This is a genomic window from Kitasatospora brasiliensis (assembly GCF_032654805.1).
GTDB classification, from domain to species: Bacteria; Actinomycetota; Actinomycetes; order Streptomycetales; family Streptomycetaceae; genus Kitasatospora; species Kitasatospora brasiliensis.
Genome location: NZ_JAUOOW010000004.1, coordinates 552082 through 575258, shown reverse-complemented (window position 1 = coordinate 575258; position 23177 = coordinate 552082). Strand labels below are relative to the sequence as shown.

Below are 23177 nucleotides of genomic sequence, written 5' to 3'. Positions count from 1 at the left end.
CCCGACGCAGGCACCGGCGCACTGGCACTGACGGCGGCTCGCTACCAGCGGACCGCGGTGAAGTCCACCGGCCTCGGCCGCAGCTCCCGGCAGCGCTCGGCCAGCGCCCGCAGCCGTCGGTCCGCCTCCTGGGCGGTCATCCGGCGCCGGTCGCCGTGGCCGGGCAGCAGCCACTCGAAGCGCAGCGCGCCGAGGCCGCGGCGCAGCGAGGCGGCCAGCTCCTCGATCGAGTACCAGGTCACCGACTCCACCACCGCCAGGTCCCCGGCTGTACGGGACCAGTACAGGCTGTCGCCGCTGAAGCAGTACCGCTCGTCCGCGAGGAAGAGCACGCTGCCCCGGGTGTGGCCGGGGAACGGGTGGGCGACCAGACCGGGCGAGACCTCCGTCGGCCCGGTGCCGCGCAGCACCCGGTCGGCGTCGGGTGCGGCCTCCAGATCGCCCTCGTGGATCCAGAGCCGGGCGCCCAGCCGGTCGGCGTACGCCCGGCCGTGCGCGGCGTGGTCGCGGTGGGTGAGCAGGACGTCGTTGACCGGGCCGAGCGCGGCGTACCGGGCCGCGAGGGCCTCGCTGTACCGCGGGGTGTCGACCATCACCCAACCGGTGGGACGGCGGCACAGGTAGGAGTTGGCGCCCGCGGTGCGGCGGGAGTTGTGGCCGAGCAGCAGCAGGCCGTCGTCGAGTGCCAGCGGGAACGGGTCCTCGGCCGGGTCGAGCCGTCCGGCGCCCGGGCGGATGGAACGGGTCGGGCAGGCGTGGGCGGCGGCGAGCAGCTGCCGGCGCTCGGCCGCGCCGTGCGGCTGGCGGACCAGCTCGGAGCGGCCCGCGTGCTCGCGCACCAGGCCGGGCGCGAGCTGCCGGGCGACGTCGCAGTTGGTGCACCGGTCGTCGATGGACCAGTGCTCGGGCGGGTCGGGGCGCGGGTCGGTGGTCATGGCTGCCTTCCCCCAGCAGGACGGCGGCCGGGTCGGCCGCTCCCTTCGAGCATCCGCCGGGCGGGCCGGGAAGCGGAAGGGGCACGGATCTTGTGCTGTCCGGGGGCGGGCTCTCTGCGGGCCGGTGACGCCGCGCAGGGGCACGTGGCCCATCTCACGTGCCGCCGAGGTCACCTACGGTGGCGTAGGTCACTTGATTGGGTGAACTATCTCCTTCATGCCGAATCTCCAGGAGACCCTTGACCTCGATTCGTATGCCGCCCTCGGGGACAGCTTCACCGAGGGTCTGAACGACCCCGGCGTCGACGGCAGGTTCGCCGGCTGGGCCGACCGGCTCGCCGGACTGCTGGCCGGCGGCCGCCCGCCGGGCGAGTTCCGCTACGCCAACCTCGCCGTGCGCGGCCGGCTGCTGGACCAGATCGCCGCCGAGCAGGTGCCGCAGGTCCAGCGCCTCCAGCCCGACCTGGTCACCTTCTGCGCGGGCGGCAACGACATCCTCCGGCCGGGCGCCGATCCGGACGAGGTGGCCGAGCGCTTCGAGGCCGCCGTCGTCCGACTCGCCGAGAACGCCGGGACGGTGCTGATCTGCACCGGCTTCGACACCAAGGACGTGCCGCTGCTGAAGCACCTGCGCGGCAAGATCGCCACCTACAACGGGCACATGCGCGCCGTCGCCGACCGCAACGGCTGCAAGGTGGCCGATCTGTGGTCGCTGCGCGCGGTGCAGGACCGCCGGGCGTGGAGCGAGGACCGCCTCCACCTGTCCCCCGAGGGACACCAGCGGGTCGCCCTGCTGGCCGCCCGCTCGCTGGGCCTGCGCACCGAGCAGGACCCGGAGGCCCCGTGGCCGGACGCCCGCATGCTCACCCCCGCCGACCAGCGGCGGGAGAACATCCAGTGGGCCCGCGAGCACCTGCTGCCCTGGGTCGGCCGGCGCCTGCGCGGCGAGTCCTCGGGCGACAACCTTGAGCCCAAGCGGCCGGAGCTGCTGCCGCTCTGACGAATCGTCAGGCTTCGTCGGCTGCCGCGGCTCGCACGGTCCGCGGCAGCCGGTGGGTCAGCCCGGCGCAGCCCGCGCCGACCAGGTACCAGAAGAGGTCCGGCGGGTTGAAGGTCGAGCCCAGCACCAGCCGGGCCAGGGCGCTCTGCCGGCCCCAGGCGTCCGGCAGGCCGGTGAGCTGGAACAGCTCGACCGCCCAACTGAGCGCGGCGGCCAGAGCGGCGGCGCGGACGGGGCGGACCCGTGGCGCGGCCAGCACGACCAGGGTGTACAGCAGGACGGTGTAGAGCGCGTCCCCGGCGTACTTGGCGAAGTCGCCGGGGAGCACCGCCCGCACCCCGAGTCCGGCCGTCACGGTCAACACGGCCGCCAACGCGGCCGGCACACGGGCTTGCAGGCTCCCCCGGAGATCATCCACCCGCCTCACGCTACCGCGCGCCCCATGCGCCCCGCGCCGCCTCCGCGCTCCACAACCGGACCCCCGCCCGCCGGAACCACCGCGCGGCGCCGTACGTCACTCCCCCCGACGAACGTCCGCGCAGGTCGTGGGCGGGGTGAGCACCGGAGGGACGGGGAGCAGTGGCGCACGTGGGTGGGGCCGAAACAGCCGAAGCGGCCGAGACGGAGCGGGAGGAGCGGACCCGGCGCGGGTTCGCCGTGGGCGGGTTCGCCTCGACACAGGACGGGCGGGCGCGGGAGCGGGGCAAGGCGCTACGGGAGCTGGTGCCCCGGGAGCGGCACGCGGAGTTCGCACCCGCGCCCTGCCGTCCGACGGCCGTGTCGGCGTTGGAGGCCTCCAACACCGGTCGAATAGCCGGGCTGGTACCGATCCGGGTCGGCCGGATGGCCGCCACCCCGTTCGCGTTCCTGCGCGGGTCGGCCGGCCTGATGGGCGCCGACCTCGCGGCCACGCCGGTGACCGGGGTGGGCGCGCAGCTGTGCGGGGACGCGCACGCCGCGAACTTCGGCCTGTACGGCGATGCGCGCGGCCAACTCGTCCTGGACATCAACGACTTCGACGAGACCGTGCCCGGCCCCTGGGAGTGGGACCTCAAGCGGCTCGCCGCCAGCCTGGTGCTGGCCGCCCGGGAGACCGGGGCGAGCGAGGACACCGCGCGCGAGGCCGCCCGGCACGCGGCCGGCTCCTACCGCCGCACCGTGCGCACGCTCGCCAAGCTGCCCGCGCTGGACGCCTGGAACGCCATCGCGGACGAGCAGTTGGTCTCCTTCGCCGAGGCGCACGACCTCGCCGAGGTGCTGCGGAAGGTCGGCGCGAAGGCCCTGGGCAACACCAGCGCACGGTTCGCCGCCCGCAACACCACCCGTACCGCGGACGGTGGTTGGCGCTTCACCGCCGCTCCCCCGGTGCTCACCGAGGTGACCGACGCGACCGCCCGCGCCGTCGCGCACGCGCTCGGCCCGTACGTCGAGACGGTGGCGCCCGAGGTGCGCATGCTGCTGTCCCGCTACCGGGTGCAGGACGTGGCGTTCCGGGTGGTGGGCACCGGCAGCGTGGGCACCCGCTCGTACGTGGTGCTGCTCACCGACCACCGGGACCAGCCGCTGGTGCTCCAGGTGAAGGAGGCCCGCCCGTCCGCCCTGCTGCCGTATCTGCCGGGCGGGGCGCGGACGGCGCCGGACGGGCACGAGGGCCGTCGGGTGGTGCTCGGCCAGAAGCACATGCAGGTGGTCAGCGACACCCTGCTCGGCTGGACCACGGTCGACGGACTGCCGTACCAGGTACGGCAGTTCCGCAACCGCAAGGGCAGCGTCGACCCGGCCGCGCTGCTGCCGGGCCAGCTGGACGACTACGCCCGGATCACCGGCGCCCTGCTGGCCCGGGCGCACTCGCACACCGCCGACCCAGGCTTGTTGGCCGGGTACTGCGGCAAGAGCGAGGCGCTGGACGAGGCGGTCGCCGCCTTCGCCGTGGCCTACGCGGACCGCACCGAGGCCGACCACGCCGACCTGCTGACGGCGGTGCGCAGCGGCCGGCTGCCCGTCGAGCACGGCGTCTGAGCCGGTCGCAGGGGCGGCTCAGCGGGCCAGGAACGGCGCCACCGCGGCGACGAATTCGGCGGGCCGGGCACCGTGCACCAGGTGCCCGGCCTCGATGGTGACCAGTCGGCAGTCCGGGATCAGCCGGGCGAGTTCGGCGATCCGTTCCTGCGGGATGTGGCTGGCCGCGCCGCCGGCGACCGCCAGGGTGCGGGCGGTGATCCGCGCCAGGCCCTCCCGCCAGGCCGGGTCCGGGTCGTCGAGCTGGGCCCTGACCGCCCGGACCATCGCCCAGTCGAAGTGCACGCCCGGGTCCGGGTCCTCGGGCAGCGCGCTCCCCGGGCGCGGGTACAGCGCGGGGACGTCCTCCAGGACCAGCCGGTCGATCCGCTGCGGCGCGGCCTGGGCGAGCAGGTAGGCGACGGCGCCGCCCATCGAGTGGCCGACCAGGTCGACCCGGGCGAGGCCGAGGGCGTCGAGGAAGGCCAGCACGTCGTCCCGCATGGCCTCCAGCGAGTAGCCGGCGGTACGGGCGCTGTCGCCGTGGCCGCGCAGGTCGAGGGCGTACACCCGGTGGGCGGGGGCGAGGTCGGGCAGGACGGTGTCCCAGTCGGCGGCGCGTTCGCCGAGGGCGTGCAGCAGCACCAGTGGCGGCCCGCCGGGCCGTCCGCTCTCGCGGTAGGCGAGTGTCACCCCGGGCAGGTCCACCGTGCGGTTCCGTACGTCGGTCATGCCCGTCACGCTACGCGCCGCGGCACCGCTACCGGGTCGGCGTTCGCCCTCGGCTCATCGCGACCGGTTCGCCCTCGCCCTGTTCCCGGGCCGTGGCGCGGCCCGCCAACACCGAGGCCAGGACGGCGAGTCCGGCCACCGCGGCGCAGACCACGCTCGCCGTCAGATAGGCGCAGCGGTGCCCGCCGCCCCTGGCGGTCTCCCGCAGGTAGACCCCGGACAGCGCCGAGACCGAGACGGCCGCGGCGATCCGCTGCGCCATCTGGAGGATCGCCCCGCTCACTCCGGCTGCCTCGGCGGGCGCGTGGCGCAGCACGTACGCCTGGTTGGTGGGCCCCATCAGGCCGATCGAGGCGCCGCCGAGCAGTTGCAGCAGCGCCAGCAGCCAGGGCAGCAGGGCGGCGGGCGTGCCGTGGGCGAGCAGTCCGCTGAGCAGCATGGCGAGGGCGGAGCCGGCCATGGCGAAGGTGACGGTGCGCCGGCCGTAGCGCTGGACGACCCGCCAGGCGAGCGCGGAGGCCACGCCCATGGCCACGGCGGAGGGCAGCGCGACGAGTGCGGCGCCCATCGGGCTCAGGCCCAGGCCGTCCTGGAGGAACATGGTCAGGACCAGCGAGGCGGCCAGCGAGGCACCGAACTGGGCCATCGCCGTCGCCGTTCCGAGCGCGTAGGGCGCGGAACGGGTGAGCGCCGGGTGGATCAGCGGGTGGCCGCCGCGCCGGGCGTAGCGGCGCTGCCATCGGGCGAGCGCGCCGAGCAGCAGCAGGGCCGCGGCGGCGAAGGCGAGCCAGCCGGTCCAGCCGGGCGGGCGGACGAAGGGCAGCATCAGGGCCAGGGTGAGGGCGGCGACCAGCAGCAGGCCGAGCACGTCGAGGTCGGCGTGCCGGGTGCTGGGGCGGGGCTTGGGCAGGTGGCGGGCCGCCAGGGCGACGGTGGCCAGACCGAACGGGACGTTCAGCAGGAAGGTCAGCCGCCAGCCGTGCTCGGGGCCGGCCAGGGCCAGCACCGCGCCGCCGATCGGCGGGCCGAGCGCGAAGGCGAGGCCGCCGGTGACGGCGTACATGCCGAGGGCGCGGGCCCGGAGCTGGCCGTCGAAGACGTCCTGGAGGGTGCCGATCATCTGGGAGTTGACCAGGCCGGCGCCCGCGCCCTGGAGCAGCCGCGCGGCGATCAGCACCCCGGGCTCGGTGGCGGTCGCGGAGACCAGGCTGACCAGGGTGAACAGGGCGAGGCCGCTGACGAAGAACCACTTGCGGCCCTTGACGTCGCCGAGCCGCCCGCCGGGGATCAGCGCGAGGCCGAACGCGAGCGAGTAGCCGGCGACGATCCACTGGAGGTCGGCGGGCCCGGCGTGCAGGGTCTCGCGCAGCGCGGGGATGGAGGTGTTGAGGACGGACTGGTCGAGCAGCGTGGTGAAGCCGCCCGCGACGCAGACCAGCAGGACCCGGCGCCCGGTGGCGTCGAAGCGCTCCTTGGATTCCTTCGACGGTCCGGACCGTTCGGGCCCCCTGGCTATCGGGCCGGTGGCGGCGCTCATGGCTCGACCACCACCAGCGCGTAGCGGGCCTCGCCCGGGCCGAGGCTGCGGAAGCGGCTGGTGCCGGCGGTGTAGCGCAGGCAGTCGCCGGGGCCGAGCGGCTGCGCCTCGCCGTCCACGGTCAGTTCCAGGTGCCCCTCGAACAGCCAGAGGTGGTGCTCCCGGCCGGGGGTGCAGGGGCGGTCGTAGGCGATGTCCGCGCCGGCCGGCAGCCGGCCCTCGATGACCTCTGCCCGCAGCGAGCCGTGCGGCGGCGAGACCGAGCGGCGGACGAACCCGGTCGCCTCGTCCCGCCACACCTGCTGGTCCTCGGCCCGCACCAGCCGGGAGGGGCCGGACTCCACCTCGGCGAGCAGGCGCGACATGGTCCGCCCGTACACGGCGCACAGCCGCCCGAGCAGCGCCGCCGTCGGGCTGACCTCCGCCCGCTCCACCCGGGACAGGGTCGACCGGCTGATGTCCGCCTGCCGGGCCAACTCCTCCAAGGTCCACCCGCGTTCGAGCCTGAGCTCGGCGAGCCGTTCCGCCAGCCGCTCGTCCGCGGCCATGTCGATTCCCATATTCGCGATGCTATCCCGGATCTGAGATCGACTCGCGAGGGTCCGGCGCACGGCCGCTCACCGGTTCACGACCCCGGCCCGAAAGGGCCGCCAATCATATGATGTTCGGCGAATCGGGGCCGGTCGGCGGCCCACGAAGCGAGGGGGACCAGCGTGTTCGGCATCATCAGACCGTGCAGGCATCGACTGTCCGAGCGCTTGCAGACCTCCTGGATGGCGCACCTGTGCGGGCTCTGTCTGGCACTTCGGGACGACCACGGGCAGCTCGCCAGGACGGCGACCAACTACGACGGTCTGATCATCTCCGTGCTGGTGGAGGCTCAGGCCGCCCGGGAGGACTCCTCCTGGCGGCGCACCGCCGGTCCCTGTCCGCTGCGCGGCATGCGCACCGCCTCCGTCGCCAAGGGCGAGGGCGCCCGGCTCGCCGCCGCCGTCTCGCTGACGCTCGCCTCGGTGAAGATCCGCGACCACGTCGAGGACCGCGACGGCGTCTTCGCCCGCCGCCCGGTCGCCGCCGGGGCCCGGGCCGTCACCCGGCGCTGGGACCGACAGAGTGCGGGCAGCGCCTCGACCATCGGTTTCGACACCGCCGTGCTGCTCGACGCGGCCTCCCGGCAGAGCGAGTTGGAGCGGTCACTGCGGCCCGGCGGGTCCGTCCTGCTGGTCACCGAGCCCACCGAGACGGCCACCTCGGCCGCCTTCGCGCACACCGCCGTGATCGCCGGGCGCCCCGGCAACACGGCCCCGCTCGCCGAGGCCGGGCGGCTGTTCGGCCGGCTCGCCCACCTCCTGGACGCCGCCGAGGACCAGGCCGCCGACGCGGCCTCGGGCGCCTGGAACCCGCTGACCGCCACCGGCACCGACCGCGCCGAGGCCGAGCGCCTCTGCCGGGACGCCGTCCACGGCATCCGGCTCGCGCTGCGCGAGGTCGAGCTGACGGACCGCACGCTCGTGCGCGTACTGCTCGCGCACGAGACCGAGCGCGCGGTGGAGCGGGTCTTCGGGTCGGCCCGGCACGGGGCGAGCTGCCGCCGCCCTGGCACCGCGGGCCACGCGGCGGCCGACACCGCGGACGTCATCACGGGCAAGACCATGGGCGACACCGCGGGCGGCACGGCGGGCGGCGCCTTGGGCGAGCACCCGCACCAGGCGCCGCCGCAGGAGACGCCGCCGGGCCAGGCGCCCGTCCCGCCGTGGGTGCCGCAGGGCCCCGGCTTCACCCCGCCCGGCGAGAAGCCGCCGAACCCGCGCAACCTGCTCGCCGGGTGCGCGGCGTGGGCGCTGATGGCCTGCACCTGCCAGCTGCTCTGCTGCGACCACGACGATCCGTTCAGCCGCAAGCGCCGCGAGGGCTTCTGCGAACGGAACGACTGCTGCGACTGCGACTGCGGCTCCTGCGACCCCAACTGCTGCACCGGCTGCGACTGCGACTGCGACGGCTGCGATTGCTGTGACGGCTGCTGTTGCGACGGCTGCAACTGAGCGGTCAGCCCTTCCGGACGGCGCCGGCCTCCCGCGCCTGACCGGCCGGCACCGGCCCGGGGTGCCCCCGCAGCACCCCGGGCCGGTCCGCGTTCCGTTCCTGCCCGGCCTCGCCGCGCCGCCAGAGCGGCAGGACCGCCACCGGCCGCGGCTCGGCGCACTCAGGCATCGCGCCCCGCCAGTCTCCGGTCCCCCGCCAGCGACTCCTCCAGCCGCGCCAGCAGCTGCCGGAACCGCTCGGTGTCCTGCTCCGTCATCCGTCCCTCGGGCAATGCCCCCGGCCGCTCGGCCGTCCTCTCGTCCATGGGCCCGAGGCTAGACGGAGACGATCAATGGGCGATAAACGCGCGTTCGGGCGATAAGCACTTGCCCGGTCCGGTTCGACCCGGAACGATCCCGGTCCATGACGCACCATCAGCACCACCGCGCGCCCGAACACCACCCGGCGCCCCGACTCCCCCGCCCGGTGGCCCTGGTGACCGGGGTGGGCCGGACGGTCGGCATCGGCGCCGGGATCGCCGGGCGGCTCGCGGCCTCCGGGTGGGACCTCGCCTTCACCCACTGGACGGCCTACGACCGGCGGATGCCCTGGGGCGCCGAGGAGTCCGCGACGGCGGACATCGTCCGCGGCCTGCGCGAGCACGGCGCCCGCGCCGTCCCGATCGAGGCCGACCTCGCCGACCCGCAGGCACCCGGGCGGGTGTTCGCGGAGGCCGAGCGGCGGCTCGGACCGGTCACCGCCCTGGTGCTCTGCCACTGCGAATCCGTCGACTCCGGCCTGCTGGACACCACGGTCGAGAGCTTCGACCGGCACGTCGCGGTCAACGCCCGCGCCACCTGGCTGCTGGTCCGGGAGTTCGGCCGCCGCTTCACCGGCACCCCGGGCAGCGGCCGGATCGTCGCGCTGACCAGCGACCACACCGTGGGCAACCTCCCGTACGGCGCCAGCAAGGGCGCGCTGGACCGCATCGTGCTCGCCGCCGCCCAGGAGTTCGCCCACCTCGGGGTGAGCGCCAACGTCGTCAACCCGGGCCCGGTGGACACCGGTTGGATGGACGAGCGCACCCGGGAGGAGCTGCGCGGGCGCACACCCCTCGGCCGGCTCGGCACCCCGCAGGACGCCGCGCACCTGGTGGACTTCCTCTGCTCACCGCGGGGGCGGTGGGTCAACGGGCAGCTGCTGACGAGCAACGGGGGCCTGGCGTAAGGACGCTGCCGGGCGGGCTACCGGGCCGGCACCGCCGCGTCCAGCAGCAGCCGGGCGGCCTCCTGGGCATCGGCGGCCGCCGTCGGATCGCCGTGCACGGCGGCGCTGGTGATCGCCCCCTCGGCCAGCAGGGACAGGTGGACGGCCGTGGCGGGCGGGGCTCCGGCGGCCTCGGCCAGGCCCGCGAGGTAGGCGTTGAACTCCGTCTTGTGGTGCCGGGCGGCGGCCACCACGCCGGGGCTGGCGGCGCCCAGCTCGCCGAGCGCGTTGACGAAGGCGCACCCCCGGAAGCCGGGTTCGGCGAACCATTCGCCGAGCCAGTCGAAGACCGCGAGCAGCTGTTCCCGGGGAGATCCGCCGGCCCGGGAGACGTACAGGGCGAGGCTCGCCCGCCAGCGGCCGTCGCGGCGTCGCAGGTAGGCCTCGACGAGGTCGCCCTTGGACGGGAAGTGCTGGTAGACGCGGCGCATGGTCATGCCGGAGGCGGCCCGGACGGCGTCCATGCCGACCGCCTGGACGCCCTGGCCGTAGAACAGCTCCTCGGCGGCGTCGAGGATCCGGGTCCGCGGGTCTTCCTGCTCCATCTGCCATGCCCTTTGCGTGAGAACGATGGTTCTCCTATCGTAGCCAGCACGGCGAGAACGATCGTTCTCGCCGACGGAACGACCATTCCGAGGAGCGACACCATGCCCGAGAGCGGCACCGAGCAGCGCCCACCCCTGCCCCCGTTCACCGAGGAGAGCGCCCGCCGGAAGGTCCGGGCCGCCGAGGACGCCTGGAACACCCGCGACCCGCAGCGCGTCGCCCTCGCGTACACACCGGACAGCCGCTGGCGCAACCGCTCCGAGTTCCTCACCGGCCGCGAGCGGATCGCCGAGTTCCTCACCCGCAAGTGGCAGCGCGAACTGGACTACCGGCTGGTCAAGGAGCTCTGGGCGTACGACGGGAACCGCATCGCGGTGCGCTTCGCCTACGAGTGGCACGACGGGGCCGGGCGCTGGTACCGCTCCTACGGCAACGAGAACTGGGAGTTCGACCGCGACGGCCTGATGGCCCGCCGGCACGCTTCCATCAACGACGTGCCGATCGGCGCCGAGGAACGCCTGTTCCACTGGCCGCTCGGCCGCCGCCCCGACGACCACCCGGGGCTCGACGGACTCGGCCTCTGAGCGGCCGAGCGGCCGCCGGCTCACGTACGGACCGGAGCCGGCGGCCGCACGTGACCGCCGCGGCTCAGCTCCAGATGCCGGTGATGTCACCCGCGGAGGCCGCGTTGCCCGCGTGGCCGCCGGTGCCGGCCAGGTCCTCCAGGGTGCGCAGCACGTCGTAGTGGCTGTAGGTGGCGGAGCTGCTGCTGCCCGGCGTCACATGGGCGCCGTACACCACGGTCGGGATGCGGTTGCCGGACAGGCTGTTGTCCTCGTCGAAGGTGACGACCAGCAGACTGTTGTTGCTCTTCGCCCACGCGGCGTAGGCGCCAAGGTTGTTCTTGATCCAGGTGTCGCCGGTGGAGACCGAGCAGTCGTGCATGTCGCTGCACAGGTTCGGCACCACGAAGGAGACGTTCGGCAGGGTGCCGTAGTCGGTCGGGAACTGGGCGAAGGTCTTGGCGCTGCTGACCGGGACGTTGCCGAAGCCGAACCACGGGTTGTGCTTCTGGGCGTACTTGCCGCTGCTGCACACGGTGCTGCCCTGGCTGGGCAGGGACTCGTTGTAGCTGGCCCAGGTCTTGCCGGCGGCGATCACCTCGGAGGCCAGGTTGGCGCTCTGGAAGCCGCCGACCGTCACGCAGCTGTCGTCCACCCGGCCCTGGGTGGAGCCGGAGAACAGCGCGTAGTAGTTCGGCTCGCTCGGGTGGGTGATGCCGTAGGACTGGGTGAGGCTGGCGCCGCCCGCGATCAGGGTGCCGTTGAGGTACGGCGCGCTGCTGCTGCCGACGACCTGGGAGTAGGCGTGGTTCTCCATCACCACGACGACGATGTGGTCGGGCGCGGGCAGGGCGGCAGCCCGCGCGGTGGAGGCGGTCGCCGCCCACAGGCCGGCGGAGGCGGCGACCAGGGCGACGGCGGAGCCGATCGCGGTGGCGGTGCGGCGGGAGCGGGGCTTCACGGACTTCACGGGCTTCACGAGCTTCGCGGACGGAGTCATGACAATTCCTAGGGTAGGGGAACGGCCCGAACAGCATCGACCGCAGCCGTCGACTTGGGGAGGCGACGGCAGGTAAAACCTTGCCCCCGGGGCGGGAAACGAACGGTGCGAGCACCCAAGTCCCCACCGACAACGCGAAATGCGGGCGAACCGGTTCACATTGCCAGCGGCCGCCCCGACCTGGATAGTGATCTTGGAACGGCGCGGTCGGACGCCGCGTCAGCTGATGAGAGAACCGAGGAACATGGCGAAGACCAGCCTTCTGCGTCCCCTCGCGGTGGCCGCCGCCGGCGCCGTCCTGGTGGCGACCGGTGCCCTGCCCGCCGCGGCCGCCGGCCAGGGCGCCGCCGACGCGGCCTCCCCCGACCTCGCCGGTGTGCGCACCGCCCTCCAGACCACCACCGCCTCCGGCGCCCCGGGCGCCTTCGCGGTGATCAGCGACCACGGCGGCACGGAGCGGACCCAGTCGGTGAGCGTCGGCCTGGCCGACCTGAACGGGACCCCGATGAACTCCTCGTGGAGGTTCCGGGTCGGCAGCAACAGCAAGATGTTCACCGCCGTTCTCGTGATGCAGCTGGCGCAGGAGGGCCGGATCGACCTCGATCGGCCGCTGCGCGAGTACCTGCCCGAGGGCACCCTCCCGGAGACCTGGACCATGACCGGCCGCCAGGTGATGGAGCACCGGGCGGGCATCTACGACCACACCAACGACCTGCTGGAGCAGGCCGGCGAGGAGACCACCAGCGCGTTCGAGGCGCGCATCCGCACCAACGTGTACGACCCGCGCGAGCTGGTGGCGATGTCGGTCGAGCACGGCGTGCAGTACACCCCCGGCACCGCCTACTCCTACTCCAACACCGACTTCGTGCTGCTGGGCCTCGCCGTCGAGCACCTCACCGGCCAGCCCTACGCGGAGGTGCTGAACGAGCGGATCATCCAGCCGCTCGGCCTGCGCGGGACCTCCTTCGTGGTGCCCGACCAGAAGATCCGCGGCACCCACGTCACCGGCTACCTCACCAACGACGACCGGACGAAGCCACTGCTGGACTCCACCGAGCAGACCGGCTCCTGGGTGTGGAGCGCCGGGGCCGTCATCTCCACCGCCGGCGACCTCGACCGCTTCCTCACCGCGCTGACGGCCGGCAACGACGGCGGGCTCGTCTCGGACGACTCGCTCCGGCAGATGACCGCCGCCCTGCCCACCCCCACCGCGAAGATCTCCTACGGCCTCGGCCTGCGCCGGATCTCGCTCTCCTGCGGGGACGTGTACGGGCACGGCGGCATCGTGCAGGGCTTCAACAGCCAGTCCTTCACGACCCCCGACGGGCGGCGCAGCGTGGTGCTCTTCGCCAACGCCTCCAACAACGGCGCGGTGACCCAGGGCCTGATGAACACCCTGGAGCCGGCCTTCTGCGGCAAGAAGCCCGCCGCGGCCCCGCGCACCGCCTTCGCACCGGCCACGGCGCCGGTCGACTCGCTGCCGGTGGTGGAGGACACCCGGATCTGACCGGGCGCCGCGCTACGTGGTCCCGTTCAGTGCCGGGTGCCCGCGCCCGGCACTGAACGGGGGCCCTCCGCGCTCAGGTCGGTGAGCGCCTCGGTGAGCAGCTCGCGGGCCTCCTCGGCGCGGCCCTGCTCGATCAGCGCGGTGCCCAGTTCGGTCAGGGTCTTGGTCATGCTGTCCGGGCGGCCCACCGCCTCGAAGTGCACCAGGGCCTGCCGGTAGGCCTTTTCGGCGGCCGGCCAGCGCTTCAACGCGGCGCGGTCCAGGCCGAGTTCGTGCGCGGTCATGGCCGCGAGCAGGTGGATCAGCGGCGAGGACCAGCGCTCCACCAGCTCCAGCGCACCGGCCAGCGCCCGCCGGCGCGACTCCACCGCCTCCTCGGCCCGCCCTGACTCCCGCAGGCAGTTGGCGGCGCCGCGCAGGGTGACCAGCCGGCCGATCAGCGCCGAACGGCTGGCGACCTCGGCGAAGGCGTCCGCCGCCTGGTGGAAGGCGTCCGTCGCCTCGCGGTGCCGCTGGAGGTAGCGCAGACCGGAGGCGAGGTAGGTGAGCGCCCAGCCCTGCTGCTCCCGGTCGCCCACCGCGACCGCCGACTCCAGTCCCTCCGCGGCCAGTTCGATGCCGCGCTGGTAGCGGTGCAGACAAGTGACGTACGTCCAGGCCAGGTAGTTGACGTGCACCGCTTGCAGCCGCTTGTCACCGATCGCGCGGGCGGCGTCCGCCGAGAGCTGGAACACCTCGGCCCAGATGCCCCAGCTCAGCAGCCGGTCGGAGAACCAGTGCATCGCCTCGGCGGTGTCCACCACCTCCCGGTAGCGGCCGGCCCGCTGCGCCTGGTGGAGGGCGGCCAGCCACTCCGGGTGCTCGTACTCCAGCCAGGCGGCCGCCTCGGTGAGGTGCGCGGGCGCCGCGCCGCCGGGGCCCGCCTGCGCCGTGGCGTGGTCGGGATCGAACCGGAGCCCGAACTCCGCCGCCCGGCCGAGGATCCAGCGGCCGGCCCGGGTACGGGCCTCGGCCAGCTCCTGGGGCTCCTCGTCGACCGTCAGCCGCTCGCCCGCGTAGAGCCGCACCAGGTCGTGCAGGCGGTAGCGGTCCGAGGTGGCGGGCTGCATCAGCCCGGCGTCGACGAGCTGCTCCAGCACCAGCTCGGTACGGGCCGCCGGCAGGTCGGCGTAGGCCGCGGCGATCTCCGCGGTGAAGTCCGGGCCGGCGGTCAACGCGCAGCGGCGGAGGACCAGTTGGGACTCGACGGGCAGCCGCCGGTAGGACAGCTCGAAGGCCGGACGCACGGCCAGGTCGCCGGTCTCCAGCAGGTCCAGCCGGCTCTCCTCGGCGGTGAGCTGGCGCACCAGGTGGGCCACCGGCTGCTGGGGGCGGGCGACCAGGCGCTGCCCGGCGATCCGCAGCGCGAGCGGCAAGTAGCCGCAGAGCCTGGCCAGTTCGGCGGTGGCGTCGGGCGCGGCCTCGATCCGCTCACGGCCGGCGATCCGGGCCAGCAGACCGGCCGCCTCGGCCGGGGACAACACGTCCAGGCTCAGCCGGTGCACCGACTCCAGGCCGGGCAGCACATTGCGGCTGGTCACGATGGTCACGGCCGGGCCGGAGCCGGGCAGCAGCGGGCGCACCTGGCTCTCGTCGGCGGCGTTGTCCAGCACCAGGACGAGCCGGCGCTCCCGGACCAGCGCCCGGTAGAGGCCGGCCCGTTCCTCCGTCCCGGCGGGCACCGCGGCGTCCTTGACGCCCAGGGCGCGCAGCACCTGGCCCAGCGCGTCCCGGGCGGGCAGCGGCTGGGCGGACATGCCGCCGAGGTCCAGGGAGAGCTGGCCGTCCGGAAAGTGCTCGGCCAGCGCATGGGCGGCGTGCAGGGCGAAAGCGGTCTTGCCGAGGCCGGGCTGGCCGTTGATCAGCACCACCCGGGGATGGGCGGGCCGCGCGTCCCCGGCCAGGCCCGCGAGCAGGGCGAGGGCGTCCTCACGGGCGGTGAAGTCGGCGAGGTCGCGGGGCAGCGCCAGGGCACTCTGGCCCGCCTCGACGGGCGGGTGCTGGTCCATGGCGGCTTCGCGCGGGGCGGCGGCGCGGCGCGGCCGGGCCGGCCTCGCGGCGGGAGCCGGGCCCGGACGCACCCCGCGCGGGCGTCCGGACTGCGCGGCCCGGTCCAGCGCCTCCGCCCGCGCCCCGTCCAGCCCGAGCGCCCCGGCCAGGGCCCGCACGGTACGCCGCTGCGGTCCGCGGGTACGGCCGCGCTCCATGTCCCCGAGGGCGCGCAGGCTGACCCCGGCCGCCGCGGCCAGCTCCTCCTGGGTCAGCCCCGCCGCCACCCGGTGCCCGGCCAGCAGGCGGCTGAACTCGCTCGCGTCCGTGTCCGTGCCGCCCCCGGCCGCCATGCCCCGCCCCCGCTCGTTCGGTCCTGCGCAGTTCCGCACTTCTGCCTGGAGCCGCCTCCGGCGGATCACCCCAGGCAGAAGTATGCCCCGGCCCGGGAGTTCCTCCTAGCCGACTGCCCCTCAGGGTATCCGCCCAGGTCAGAAGGGATGTGCGGGGGCGGGGTGACGGGCGGGCGGGCAGTTCGGCGGCGGGCGAACCGCCGATGGTTCCGCCTGTGGTTCCGCTGGTCGAACAGCGGATTCCCGCCACGGGCGGCGCTGGGCCGAGCACGGCGAGGGGGCGGGCGGCCGCAGCGGGCGGGGCGTACGGCGGGCGGTGTCACACCTGCCGCAGTGCGGCCGAGGACGACGCCGAGGCGCCACTGTCGGGCCGACCGCCGCAGTGCGGCCGAGCTCATCCGGCGGCCCCGCAGCTGGGGCGCCGACGACGCGGCCGAGGCCCGCCGCAGCGGGCGGGGCGCACGACAGGCGCTCAGGCCGGCCTCCGGGCCACTGCGCCCTCGGCGGTGCGGCCGAGGGCGTCCAGGAGGTCGGCGAGGAGGGTGTGGGAGCGGGCGTCGAGGGCTGGGTCGCCGACGGTGCGGCCGAGGGCCACGGCGAGGCGGGCCGAGGAGAGGGCGGCGTCGCGGCGGCCGAGGGCATGGAGGGCGCGGGCCCGGCTGTGGGTGGCGAGGACGGCGTCGGCGCCGACGGTGCGGGCTGTGGCGGCGCGGACGGCCTCGTCGGCGTGGCGCAGGGCGGGGCCGGGGTCGCCGGCCAGGACCAGCGCGTCGGCGAGGGCGGTGAGGGCGCGGACCAGCAGGTGGTCGGTGGCCGGGGTGCGGGCAGCGGCGACCAGGTCGACGAGCATCGGCACCGCCCGCTCGTAGCGGCCGGCCCGCAGCAGGGCGGCGGCGACCCGGCTGCGGCAGTGGTGGCGCAGCGCCACGTCGCCGGTGCGGTCGGCGGCCGCGACGGCGCGGTCCAGCTGGTCGGCGGCGGTGCGGTGGGCGGCGCGGGCGACGTGCAGGACGGCGAGGTCGGTGGCCAGGTGGGCTATCGCCGACTCGTCCCGGTCCGCGTGGGCGGCGCTCAGCCCGGCTTCGACCACGGCCCGCCAGTGGGTCCGGTCGTGGCCGGTGGTCTCGTACAACAGGCTGGTCCGGTGGGCGAGTTGCCAGGCCGCGCCGGGCCGTTCGTTCTGCTCGGCGCAGAGCACGACGGCGCGCAGGGCGCTCTCCTCGCGGCGGAACCAGTCCGCCGCCGCGCTGCCGCCGGCCGTGGCGCCCTCGGCCGTCCAACCGGCGGTGACGTCGAGGTAGTGGGCGATCAGCCGGTCGAGGGCGAGGAACCGTTCGTCGCAGCCGAGTTCGGCGGCCTGCGCGGCGGCGTGCCGGCGCACCAGCTCGCGCCGGAGGTACCGGCCGGGTGTGGTCTCCTCCAGCAGGTGGACGGCGTCCAGCCGGGTCAGCAGGGTGCGGGTGGTGGCGGGCGGGAGGTCGGCGAGCGCGGCGGCGGTGTCCGCGCCGAGTTCCGCGCCGGGGTGCAGGCCCAGCAGGGTGAACAGCCTGGCGGCGGCGGGCGGCAGCGTGCGGTAGCTGCGGTCCAGCGCGGTGGTGAGGCCGACCGGGCCGCGGGCGGTGCCGGTCCCGGTGCCGGAGAGGGCGGCCAAACCGGTCTGCTCGCCGGCGAGGTCGGCCGCGAGGTCGGCCGGGGACCAGTCGGGTCGGGCGGCCAGCCGGGCGGCGGCCAGGCGCAGCGCGAGCGGCAGATGGTCGCAGCGCTCGGCGAGTTCGGCGACCGCCTCCGGTTCGTCGGCCGCGCGCTCCGCGCCGAGGGTGCGGGCGAGCAGTTCGGCGGATTCGGCGGGGTCGAGCGCGCCCAGGGGCAGCGGGATGCCGCCGGTGCGGACCAGCAGGTGGCGCAGCCGGCTGCGGCTGGTGACGATCGCGACCGGGGCGGGCTCGCTGTCGGTGGCCGGCGGGTCGGGCAGCAGCGGGAGGAGCTGCCGGTAGGAGGCGGCGTCGTCCAGCACCACCAATGCCCTTCGGCCACTGATCAGTTCGCGGTAGCGGCGGGAGCGGTCCACGGGGTCGGCGGGCTGCGCGTCCGGGGGGACGCCGAGCGCGGTGAGGAACTCGCCCAGGACGTCGGCGGGTTCGCGCGGCCCGTCCGGGTCGAAGCCGTGGAGTTCGGCGTGCAGGATGCCGTCCGGGAAGTAGGCGTCGCCGCGCCGGGCCGTCCAGTGCCGGACCAGGCTGGTCTTGCCGACTCCGGCGGGGCCGGTGACCAGGATCGGGCGGCCGTCCCGCGCGGCGGGCAACACCTGCTCCAGTCGGGCGAGTTCGGTGCGGCGGCCGACGAACCGGCGGTCGGCGGCGAGCCGGGCGCCGGACTGCTCGCCGGCCCGGCGCAGCTCCGGTCCGGCCGCGCCGGCGAGCCGCGCCACCGCGCGCTCGTAGTGCTCCCGCGCCTCCGCGCTGCGCCCGTCCTGTTCCAGGCAGCGCACCAGCCGGGTGGCCAGCGGCTGCCGGGCGGGGTGGGCGTCGGCCGCTTCGGCGAGTTCGGCGGTCAGTTCGCCGCCCCGGCCGGCCCGGAGCAGGCCGTCGGCCAGCCGTTCCAGGGTGCGCAGTCGCAGGTCGGTCAGCGACGGGAGCGTCCGCTCACGCAGCAGCGTGGAGCCGCAGTCGGCGAGCGCCGGGCCGCGCCACAGGTCCAACGCGGCGCGCAGCAGCGGCAGTTCGTGGTCCTGTGGCGCTCCTTCCGAGGGAGTGGAGACGCCTGCCCGTTCGCAGAGCCGGCCGAAGCGCTGCACGTCGACCCGGTCGGGCTCGCCGGCCAGCAGGTATCCGGGCCCACGGGTGCCCAGTTCCAGCCCGGTGCCGTCCAGCAGTCGGCGCAGCGCCGCGATGTGGCCCTGGAGGGCGGCCCGCGCGGTGGGCGGCGCGCTGCCCTCCCAGACCAGCTCGATCAGCTCCTCGGTGGCCACCGTCCGGTTCAGCCGGACGGCGAGCGCGCTCAGCAGCGCCCGGCGCTTGGGCGCCGAGGGCGTCAGCGCCGTACCGTCGCCCCGCCGCACGACCACCGGTCCGAGCAGATCGATGTGCACGCGCCCCCTCCTCCTCCCCCGCCGACAGCTCTGCCGACCGTCCCACCGACCGTTCCGCCGACGACTCCTCGGCCGGTTCGAGGATAGGGCCGACCGGATCATGGACGCCCGGGCGGGCCCTCGGCCCGTCCACGCACCGTACCGGCGGGGCACGACCGCCGTCCGCCGCGGCAACCGGGTGCCGGACCGACCGCGTCCACCAGGGCAGGAGCAGCCGCCGACCCGCATCGGTGCCACTAAACTGCTCCCCTTCCGACGGCCGCACGGCCAGGTCGGCGTGCGGTGACGTGGGGGTACTGGTGCGGATTCGGCTGCTCGGGCCGGTGGAGTTGCGGGTCGGGGCGGACGGCTTCGCGAGCGTGGCGGGCGCCCAACGGCGGGCCGTACTGGCCCTGCTGGCGCTGCGGCTGGGGCACCTGGTCACCGTGGACCAGCTGTGCGAGCTGCTGTGGGACGAGCAGCCGCCGGCCAGCGCTCGGGCCGCTGTGCAGGGGCATGTCGCCGCGCTGCGGAAGGTGCTCGCCGACACCCCGTTCGAGCTGTGCACCCGGGATTCCGGCTACCTGCTGGCCGGGCCGGCCGACGCGGTCGACGCGCTGCGCTTCGAGGAGCTCACCGCCGCGGCCGAGGAGCGGGCCGCCTCGGGCGCCCGCACCGCCGCGGTCGCGCTGCTGGAGGAGGCGCTGCGGCTGTGGCGCGGCGAGGCGCTGGCCGACCTGCCCGACACCCCGTTGCGCGCCGCCGCGGTGGACCGGCTGGAGCGCTCCCGCACCGCCGCCCTGCTCCGCTGGGCCGGGTTGCGGCTGGGCCAGGGCGCCGGGGCTTCGGCGGTGCCGCTGCTGGAGCAGGGCGTGCGGGCGGACGGGCTGCGCGAGGAGCTGGTGGCGCTGCTGATGCGCTGTCTGCACCAGGCGGGCCGGTCCGCCGAGGCGCTGACCGCCTACCACCGGGCCCGGGTGCGGCTGGACGAGGAGCTGGGCATCCATCCCGGCCCGGCGCTTCGCGCGGCGCTCGCCGAGGTGCTGGCCGACGACCGTGCGACGGAGCCGGCGGCGGCCGCCGCCCCGGTCCCGGTCCCGACCCCCGCACGGGTCCCACGTCAACTCCCCCGACGTCACCCGGACTTCGTCGGCCGGGTCACCGACCTGGCCCGCCTCGACCGTGCCTGCGGGCCCGGCCGTGCCGGGGACGGGCCGGTGCTGGTGGTCGGCCCGGCCGGGGTCGGCAAGAGCGCGCTGGTCACCGCCTGGGCGCACCGAGCGGCCGGTCGCTTCCCGGACGGCGTGCTGCATGCCGGACTGCGCGGCCTCGACCCGGACGGCCCGGCGCGGCCGGAGGACGTCCTGGCGGGCTTCCTGCGCGCGCTCGGTGTGCCCGAGGCCGACGTCCCCGCCGGGCGACCCGCCCGGGCCGCGCTCTACCGCGAGCGCACCGGGGGCCGGCGGCTGCTGGTGCTGCTGGACGACGCCGCCGACGCCGAGCAGGTCGCCGACCTGCTGCCCGAGGGCCCGGAGAGCACCGCCGTGGTCATCAGCCGGTGTTCGCTGGAGGGTCTGGTCGCCCTCGACGGGGCCGCCCTGCTGCGCCTGGCCGCGCTGCCCGAGGACGACGCCCTGCAGCTGCTGGAGCGCGCCCTGACGCCCGAGCGGCTGCGCGCCGAGCCGGAAGCCGCCGCCCGCCTCGCCGGGCTCTGCGACCGCCTGCCGCTGGCCCTGCGGATCGCCGCCGCCCGACTGGCCGACCGGCCGGACTGGGCGATCGCCGAGCTGGTCGCCGAACTCGCCGACGAGCGGACCCGACTGGCCGTCCTGGACGCCGACGGCACCCTCTCCGCCACCGGCAGCATCCACCTGACGTACCGTCGACTCTCCGATTCCGCAGCCGGACTGCTGACCGCCCTGGCCGCCCACCCCGGCCGCGAGGTGGACGCCCCGGCGAGCGCCGCGCTGCTGGCCGGCGACACCGCCGCCGCCCACCGGGCGATCGGCGAACTGGCCTCCCACCACCTGCTCACCGCCACCTCCCCCGGCCGCCACGCCCGCACCGACCTGGTCCGCCTGTTCGGCGCCGAGCGGCTCGCCGAGCGGCCCGGCGAGCACCGGCGGCTGCTCCGCGAGCGCCTGGCCGACTACTACCTCGCCGCCCTCCAGCACTGCGGCTTCTACCTCGACCCCGGCCAGGAGGAGACCGGCCCGCCCGTCCATCCGCCGCGGGCCCTGCCGGCCGCCGCCGACATCCGCACCGCGCTCGACTGGTTCGACGCCGAGGAGCCCGCGATCAGCGCGCTGGTCGCCGACCCCGACACCGATCCGGCCCGCGCCTGGCGGCTCGCGCTGACCTGCGGCTCGCTCTACTACGGCGCCGGCCGGTTCACCGACTGGCTCGGCAGCGCCCGGCTGGGGCTGGCGGCGGCCGAGCGGTGCGGCGATCCGGTCGCGGTCGCGCTGCTGCTCCACTGCCGGGCGCAGGCCCTGGTCGCGTTGGAGCGCCGACCGGAGGCGGCGGAGACGACCCGCCGGGCGGTGGCCGCCGTCGAGTCCGTGGCCGGTCCCGGGGCCGAGTCCGTACGCGTCCGGGCGCTCGCCACGCTGGCCCTGGTCACCGCGATGCTCGGCAACTCCGCCGAGGCCACGCGGCTGGCGGCCCGCGCCACCTCCCTCGCGCTGGAGTACGGCAACCGCCGGCGGCTGGTCGACGCCAAGGTGCACCAGGGCTGGGTGAGCCTGGCCGTCGGGGACCGGGAGGGCGCCCAGCGCCACTCCCGCGAGGCCCGGGAGCTGCTGCCGGCCACGCCGGTCACCCAGGTCCACCTGTGGTCGCTGCTGACCGAGGCGCAGGCCCTGCCGCCGACCGTCCGCGGCGACACCGCCGACCTCGCCTGGCACCGGCTGCTGGCGGCGTGCGAGGAGGCCGGCCTGCTGTACCTGCACGCGATCACCGAGCAGTCCTACGCCGCCCACCTGTCGGCCCACGGGCGGGGGCCCGAGGTGGCGGGCCGGCTGCGGACGGCGCTGGACCGTTTCCGCTCGGTCGACCGGCAGGCGGGCTACCTGAGCGAGTTCACCATCGGCCTGGAGGAGGCGCTGGACCTCCGGACCGGACGCCGGCCGACGGACGACTGATCCGAAGAACGCCTTCAGCCGGCGGCCGGGCTGTACCCGTGCTCCGCCGCCAGCACCGGGCGCAGCGCCCGGATCGCGTAGAAGTTGCGGGACTTGACCGTCCCCGGCGGCACCCCCAGCCGGGCCGAGGCCTCCACCACCGAGCGGTCCCTGAGGTGGAGTTCGACCAGCACCTCGCGGTGGTGCTTCTGCACCCGGCGCAGCGCCAGGGCGATGTCCCGGGCCGCCACCACCTGCTCGTACGGGTCGTCGGCGACCGGCCGGTCCTCCATCGGCTCGCCGAGCACCTCCTGGGCGCGGGCGGCGGCCCTGCGGTAGTGGTCGATCGCGATCCGCCGGGCGACCGTGAACAGCCAGGGCTGGGCCGCCTCGGGCCCGGCGGCCAGGGCGTCCGGGTTCTGCCAGGCACGCAGCAGGGTCTCCTGGAGGATGTCCTCGGCCTTGCCGCGGTCCCCGCCGGTGGCCCGCAGCAGCGAGCGCAGCAGGTAGCCGCCGTGCAGCCGGTGGATCTCGGCGAGCGTCTCGGGGTCGAGGGTCGGACGGGCCGGGGCGGCGGCCACCGGCGCGTCCGCCGGGTCCTCGGACGGCGGGGTGACGGACGTGGGCTGAGCGACGGACGGCTTCGACACGCGCTACCTCTCAGGTCGGGCAGGGGGCGCAGCACGGGCAGGGCACGTTGGGCACGGGCAGGGCATGCTGGGCACCGGCCGGACGTCCCGGCGGTGGCTGTGACAGCACCCTGCCGAAGGCCGCCAAGTCCGCGCCAAGGCTGCGCCAATGCCCCCGCCCGGGGCGTTCGGCCCGGCCCCGGGCGCGGTCGTTGGCGGGCACCGGGCACTGTTGGCCGATCGTTAGCGGCCCCGAGCCGGGGCGTCTCGCCCCCGGCCGTCAGCCTTCGGCGAGCTCCCGGACCAGCTCCTGCACCCCGTCCTCTCCCTGGTGCTCGATCAGCACCGCGACCCAGGTCGCCAGCCGCCGGCGCTCGGCCGCCGGCCACCGCGGCGCCGACGGGTGCTCGTCCACCACCAGTGCCGTCGCCACGCCCAGCAGCCCGGGGTCGGGCCGGGGCCGCCACCGCTGGTCGGGCGCCACCCGCAGGGCCAGCCGCCGGGCAACCGCGGTCACCTCCTCCACCGCCGCTTCGGGCACCGCCAGCCCGACCGGCCCGGCAGGCTCGGGCGGGCTCGGCGCCCCCGCCCGGACCAGGGCGGCGACGAACTCCCGCACCTCCGCGGCGGTGCCGCGTCCCTCCCCCGTCCCGTTCACGGGACTCACGCTCCTTCCGACTCGGTGGCACTCGGCGGGCGCCGGGTGCCACCGGATGACGGTACCGATCGGTAGCCGGTCGGGCGGAGGGTTTTCCCTACGCGGCCCCTCCCGATGCGACAGGGGGCGCCCGGTACGCCCCTCCTGCTCAACGGGCGCCCCGCCGCTGCCGGTTCAGTGAACCGGAACGGCGCCTTCACCCACGGCCGCGTTG

The 23177-nt window shown here is 75.7% G+C and carries 20 protein-coding genes; 7 read left to right on the top strand and 13 right to left on the bottom strand.

Features of this window, described 5'->3' with window-relative positions:
- Positions 1-41: 41 nt before the first annotated feature.
- On the bottom strand, positions 42-935 hold the full coding sequence (locus tag QWJ13_RS18735; protein ID WP_316525784.1) for a 4Fe-4S domain-containing protein: 894 nt from the start codon (positions 933-935) through the stop codon (positions 42-44).
- Positions 936-1152: 217 nt separating this feature from the next.
- Between QWJ13_RS18735 and QWJ13_RS18730 the strand changes: the two genes are divergently transcribed.
- Positions 1153-1935 (top strand): SGNH/GDSL hydrolase family protein, encoded by a 783-nt coding sequence (locus QWJ13_RS18730; RefSeq protein WP_316525783.1) that lies wholly within the window; start codon positions 1153-1155, stop codon positions 1933-1935.
- Between the two features lie 7 nt (positions 1936-1942).
- On the opposite strand, the gene QWJ13_RS18725 is transcribed toward QWJ13_RS18730, so the two are convergent.
- Complete coding sequence (locus QWJ13_RS18725; RefSeq protein WP_316525782.1) at positions 1943-2353, bottom strand: ribosomal maturation YjgA family protein; 411 nt, start codon at positions 2351-2353, stop codon at positions 1943-1945.
- 161 nt (positions 2354-2514) lie between these two features.
- On the opposite strand from QWJ13_RS18725, the gene QWJ13_RS18720 reads away from it, so the two are divergent.
- Positions 2515-3954: a DUF2252 domain-containing protein gene (locus QWJ13_RS18720; protein WP_432277548.1), complete on the top strand. Its 1440-nt coding sequence runs from the start codon at positions 2515-2517 to the stop codon at positions 3952-3954.
- 18 nt (positions 3955-3972) lie between these two features.
- On the opposite strand, the gene QWJ13_RS18715 is transcribed toward QWJ13_RS18720, so the two are convergent.
- From QWJ13_RS18715 to QWJ13_RS18705, 3 genes are read right to left on the bottom strand one after another with little or no spacing between them, the layout of a single operon-like run.
- Positions 3973-4665 (bottom strand): alpha/beta fold hydrolase, encoded by a 693-nt coding sequence (locus QWJ13_RS18715; protein ID WP_316525780.1) that lies wholly within the window; start codon positions 4663-4665, stop codon positions 3973-3975.
- A gap of 28 nt (positions 4666-4693) precedes the next feature.
- Complete coding sequence (locus tag QWJ13_RS18710) at positions 4694-6202, bottom strand: MFS transporter (RefSeq protein ID WP_316525779.1); 1509 nt, start codon at positions 6200-6202, stop codon at positions 4694-4696.
- Positions 6199-6762 carry a helix-turn-helix domain-containing protein gene (locus tag QWJ13_RS18705; protein ID WP_316525778.1) on the bottom strand — a complete coding sequence of 188 codons (564 nt, stop codon included), beginning with the start codon at positions 6760-6762 and terminating at the stop codon, positions 6199-6201. The genes QWJ13_RS18710 and QWJ13_RS18705 overlap by 4 nt, the downstream gene beginning before the upstream one ends.
- 153 nt (positions 6763-6915) lie before the next feature.
- On the opposite strand from QWJ13_RS18705, the gene QWJ13_RS18700 reads away from it, so the two are divergent.
- Positions 6916-8244, top strand: coding sequence for a DUF5685 family protein (locus tag QWJ13_RS18700; RefSeq protein WP_316525777.1), 1329 nt, complete (start codon positions 6916-6918; stop codon positions 8242-8244).
- A 4-nt stretch (positions 8245-8248) separates the two neighbouring features.
- Here the strand turns inward: QWJ13_RS18700 and QWJ13_RS18695 are convergent, their stop codons facing one another.
- Together QWJ13_RS18695 and QWJ13_RS18690 are read right to left on the bottom strand one after the other, a co-directional pair.
- A complete protein-coding gene (locus tag QWJ13_RS18695) occupies positions 8249-8413 on the bottom strand; it encodes a hypothetical protein (RefSeq protein ID WP_316525776.1) in 165 nt (54 codons plus the stop codon).
- Positions 8406-8549: a hypothetical protein gene (locus QWJ13_RS18690; RefSeq protein ID WP_316525775.1), complete on the bottom strand. Its 144-nt coding sequence runs from the start codon at positions 8547-8549 to the stop codon at positions 8406-8408. The genes QWJ13_RS18695 and QWJ13_RS18690 overlap by 8 nt, the downstream gene beginning before the upstream one ends.
- 98 nt (positions 8550-8647) lie before the next feature.
- Between QWJ13_RS18690 and QWJ13_RS18685 the strand changes: the two genes are divergently transcribed.
- On the top strand, positions 8648-9451 hold the full coding sequence (locus tag QWJ13_RS18685; RefSeq protein ID WP_316525772.1) for an SDR family oxidoreductase: 804 nt from the start codon (positions 8648-8650) through the stop codon (positions 9449-9451).
- A 17-nt stretch (positions 9452-9468) separates the two neighbouring features.
- On the opposite strand, the gene QWJ13_RS18680 is transcribed toward QWJ13_RS18685, so the two are convergent.
- Positions 9469-10035, bottom strand: coding sequence for a TetR/AcrR family transcriptional regulator (locus QWJ13_RS18680; RefSeq protein ID WP_316525771.1), 567 nt, complete (start codon positions 10033-10035; stop codon positions 9469-9471).
- A 102-nt stretch (positions 10036-10137) separates the two neighbouring features.
- On the opposite strand from QWJ13_RS18680, the gene QWJ13_RS18675 reads away from it, so the two are divergent.
- Entirely contained in the window at positions 10138-10620 is a 483-nt protein-coding gene (locus tag QWJ13_RS18675) for a nuclear transport factor 2 family protein (RefSeq protein WP_316525769.1), read from the top strand.
- Between the two features lie 64 nt (positions 10621-10684).
- On the opposite strand, the gene QWJ13_RS18670 is transcribed toward QWJ13_RS18675, so the two are convergent.
- A complete protein-coding gene (locus QWJ13_RS18670; RefSeq protein ID WP_316525768.1) occupies positions 10685-11599 on the bottom strand; it encodes an alkaline phosphatase family protein in 915 nt (304 codons plus the stop codon).
- A 244-nt stretch (positions 11600-11843) separates the two neighbouring features.
- Here QWJ13_RS18670 and QWJ13_RS18665 point away from each other — a divergent pair, with 244 nt between their 5' ends.
- The gene (locus tag QWJ13_RS18665; RefSeq protein ID WP_316525767.1) at positions 11844-13106 is read left to right on the top strand and encodes a serine hydrolase domain-containing protein; all 1263 of its coding nucleotides are present in this window, start codon (positions 11844-11846) and stop codon (positions 13104-13106) included.
- 26 nt (positions 13107-13132) lie between these two features.
- Here QWJ13_RS18665 and QWJ13_RS18660 read toward each other — a convergent pair whose 3' ends face one another.
- The gene (locus tag QWJ13_RS18660) at positions 13133-15487 is read right to left on the bottom strand and encodes a tetratricopeptide repeat protein (protein WP_316525766.1); all 2355 of its coding nucleotides are present in this window, start codon (positions 15485-15487) and stop codon (positions 13133-13135) included.
- Between the two features lie 472 nt (positions 15488-15959).
- On the bottom strand, positions 15960-18575 hold the full coding sequence (locus QWJ13_RS18655; protein WP_316525765.1) for an AfsR/SARP family transcriptional regulator: 2616 nt from the start codon (positions 18573-18575) through the stop codon (positions 15960-15962).
- Between the two features lie 299 nt (positions 18576-18874).
- Between QWJ13_RS18655 and QWJ13_RS18650 the strand changes: the two genes are divergently transcribed.
- Positions 18875-21697, top strand: a complete 2823-nt coding sequence (locus QWJ13_RS18650; protein WP_316525764.1) for an AfsR/SARP family transcriptional regulator — start codon at positions 18875-18877, stop codon at positions 21695-21697.
- A 14-nt stretch (positions 21698-21711) separates the two neighbouring features.
- On the opposite strand, the gene QWJ13_RS18645 is transcribed toward QWJ13_RS18650, so the two are convergent.
- Positions 21712-22326: a sigma-70 family RNA polymerase sigma factor gene (locus QWJ13_RS18645; protein ID WP_316525763.1), complete on the bottom strand. Its 615-nt coding sequence runs from the start codon at positions 22324-22326 to the stop codon at positions 21712-21714.
- Positions 22327-22585: 259 nt separating this feature from the next.
- The gene (locus QWJ13_RS18640) at positions 22586-22963 is read right to left on the bottom strand and encodes a hypothetical protein (protein WP_316525761.1); all 378 of its coding nucleotides are present in this window, start codon (positions 22961-22963) and stop codon (positions 22586-22588) included.
- Positions 22964-23177: the final 214 nt, after the last annotated feature.

Bases quoted from the DNA above. Each gene is read 5' to 3' on its own strand.
- QWJ13_RS18665 (WP_316525767.1), top strand. From the start codon at position 11,844: ATGGCGAAGACCAGCCTTCTGCGTCCCCTCGCGGTGGCCGCCGCCGGC.
- QWJ13_RS18735 (WP_316525784.1), bottom strand. From the start codon at position 935: ATGACCACCGACCCGCGCCCCGACCCGCCCGAGCACTGGTCCATCGAC.
- QWJ13_RS18710 (WP_316525779.1), bottom strand. From the start codon at position 6,202: ATGAGCGCCGCCACCGGCCCGATAGCCAGGGGGCCCGAACGGTCCGGA.
- QWJ13_RS18730 (WP_316525783.1), top strand. From the start codon at position 1,153: ATGCCGAATCTCCAGGAGACCCTTGACCTCGATTCGTATGCCGCCCTC.
- QWJ13_RS18660 (WP_316525766.1), bottom strand. From the start codon at position 15,487: ATGGCGGCCGGGGGCGGCACGGACACGGACGCGAGCGAGTTCAGCCGC.
- QWJ13_RS18715 (WP_316525780.1), bottom strand. From the start codon at position 4,665: ATGACCGACGTACGGAACCGCACGGTGGACCTGCCCGGGGTGACACTC.
- QWJ13_RS18690 (WP_316525775.1), bottom strand. From the start codon at position 8,549: ATGGACGAGAGGACGGCCGAGCGGCCGGGGGCATTGCCCGAGGGACGG.
- QWJ13_RS18670 (WP_316525768.1), bottom strand. From the start codon at position 11,599: ATGACTCCGTCCGCGAAGCTCGTGAAGCCCGTGAAGTCCGTGAAGCCC.
- QWJ13_RS18675 (WP_316525769.1), top strand. From the start codon at position 10,138: ATGCCCGAGAGCGGCACCGAGCAGCGCCCACCCCTGCCCCCGTTCACC.
- QWJ13_RS18695 (WP_316525776.1), bottom strand. From the start codon at position 8,413: ATGCCTGAGTGCGCCGAGCCGCGGCCGGTGGCGGTCCTGCCGCTCTGG.
- QWJ13_RS18685 (WP_316525772.1), top strand. From the start codon at position 8,648: ATGACGCACCATCAGCACCACCGCGCGCCCGAACACCACCCGGCGCCC.
- QWJ13_RS18680 (WP_316525771.1), bottom strand. From the start codon at position 10,035: ATGGAGCAGGAAGACCCGCGGACCCGGATCCTCGACGCCGCCGAGGAG.
- QWJ13_RS18705 (WP_316525778.1), bottom strand. From the start codon at position 6,762: ATGGGAATCGACATGGCCGCGGACGAGCGGCTGGCGGAACGGCTCGCC.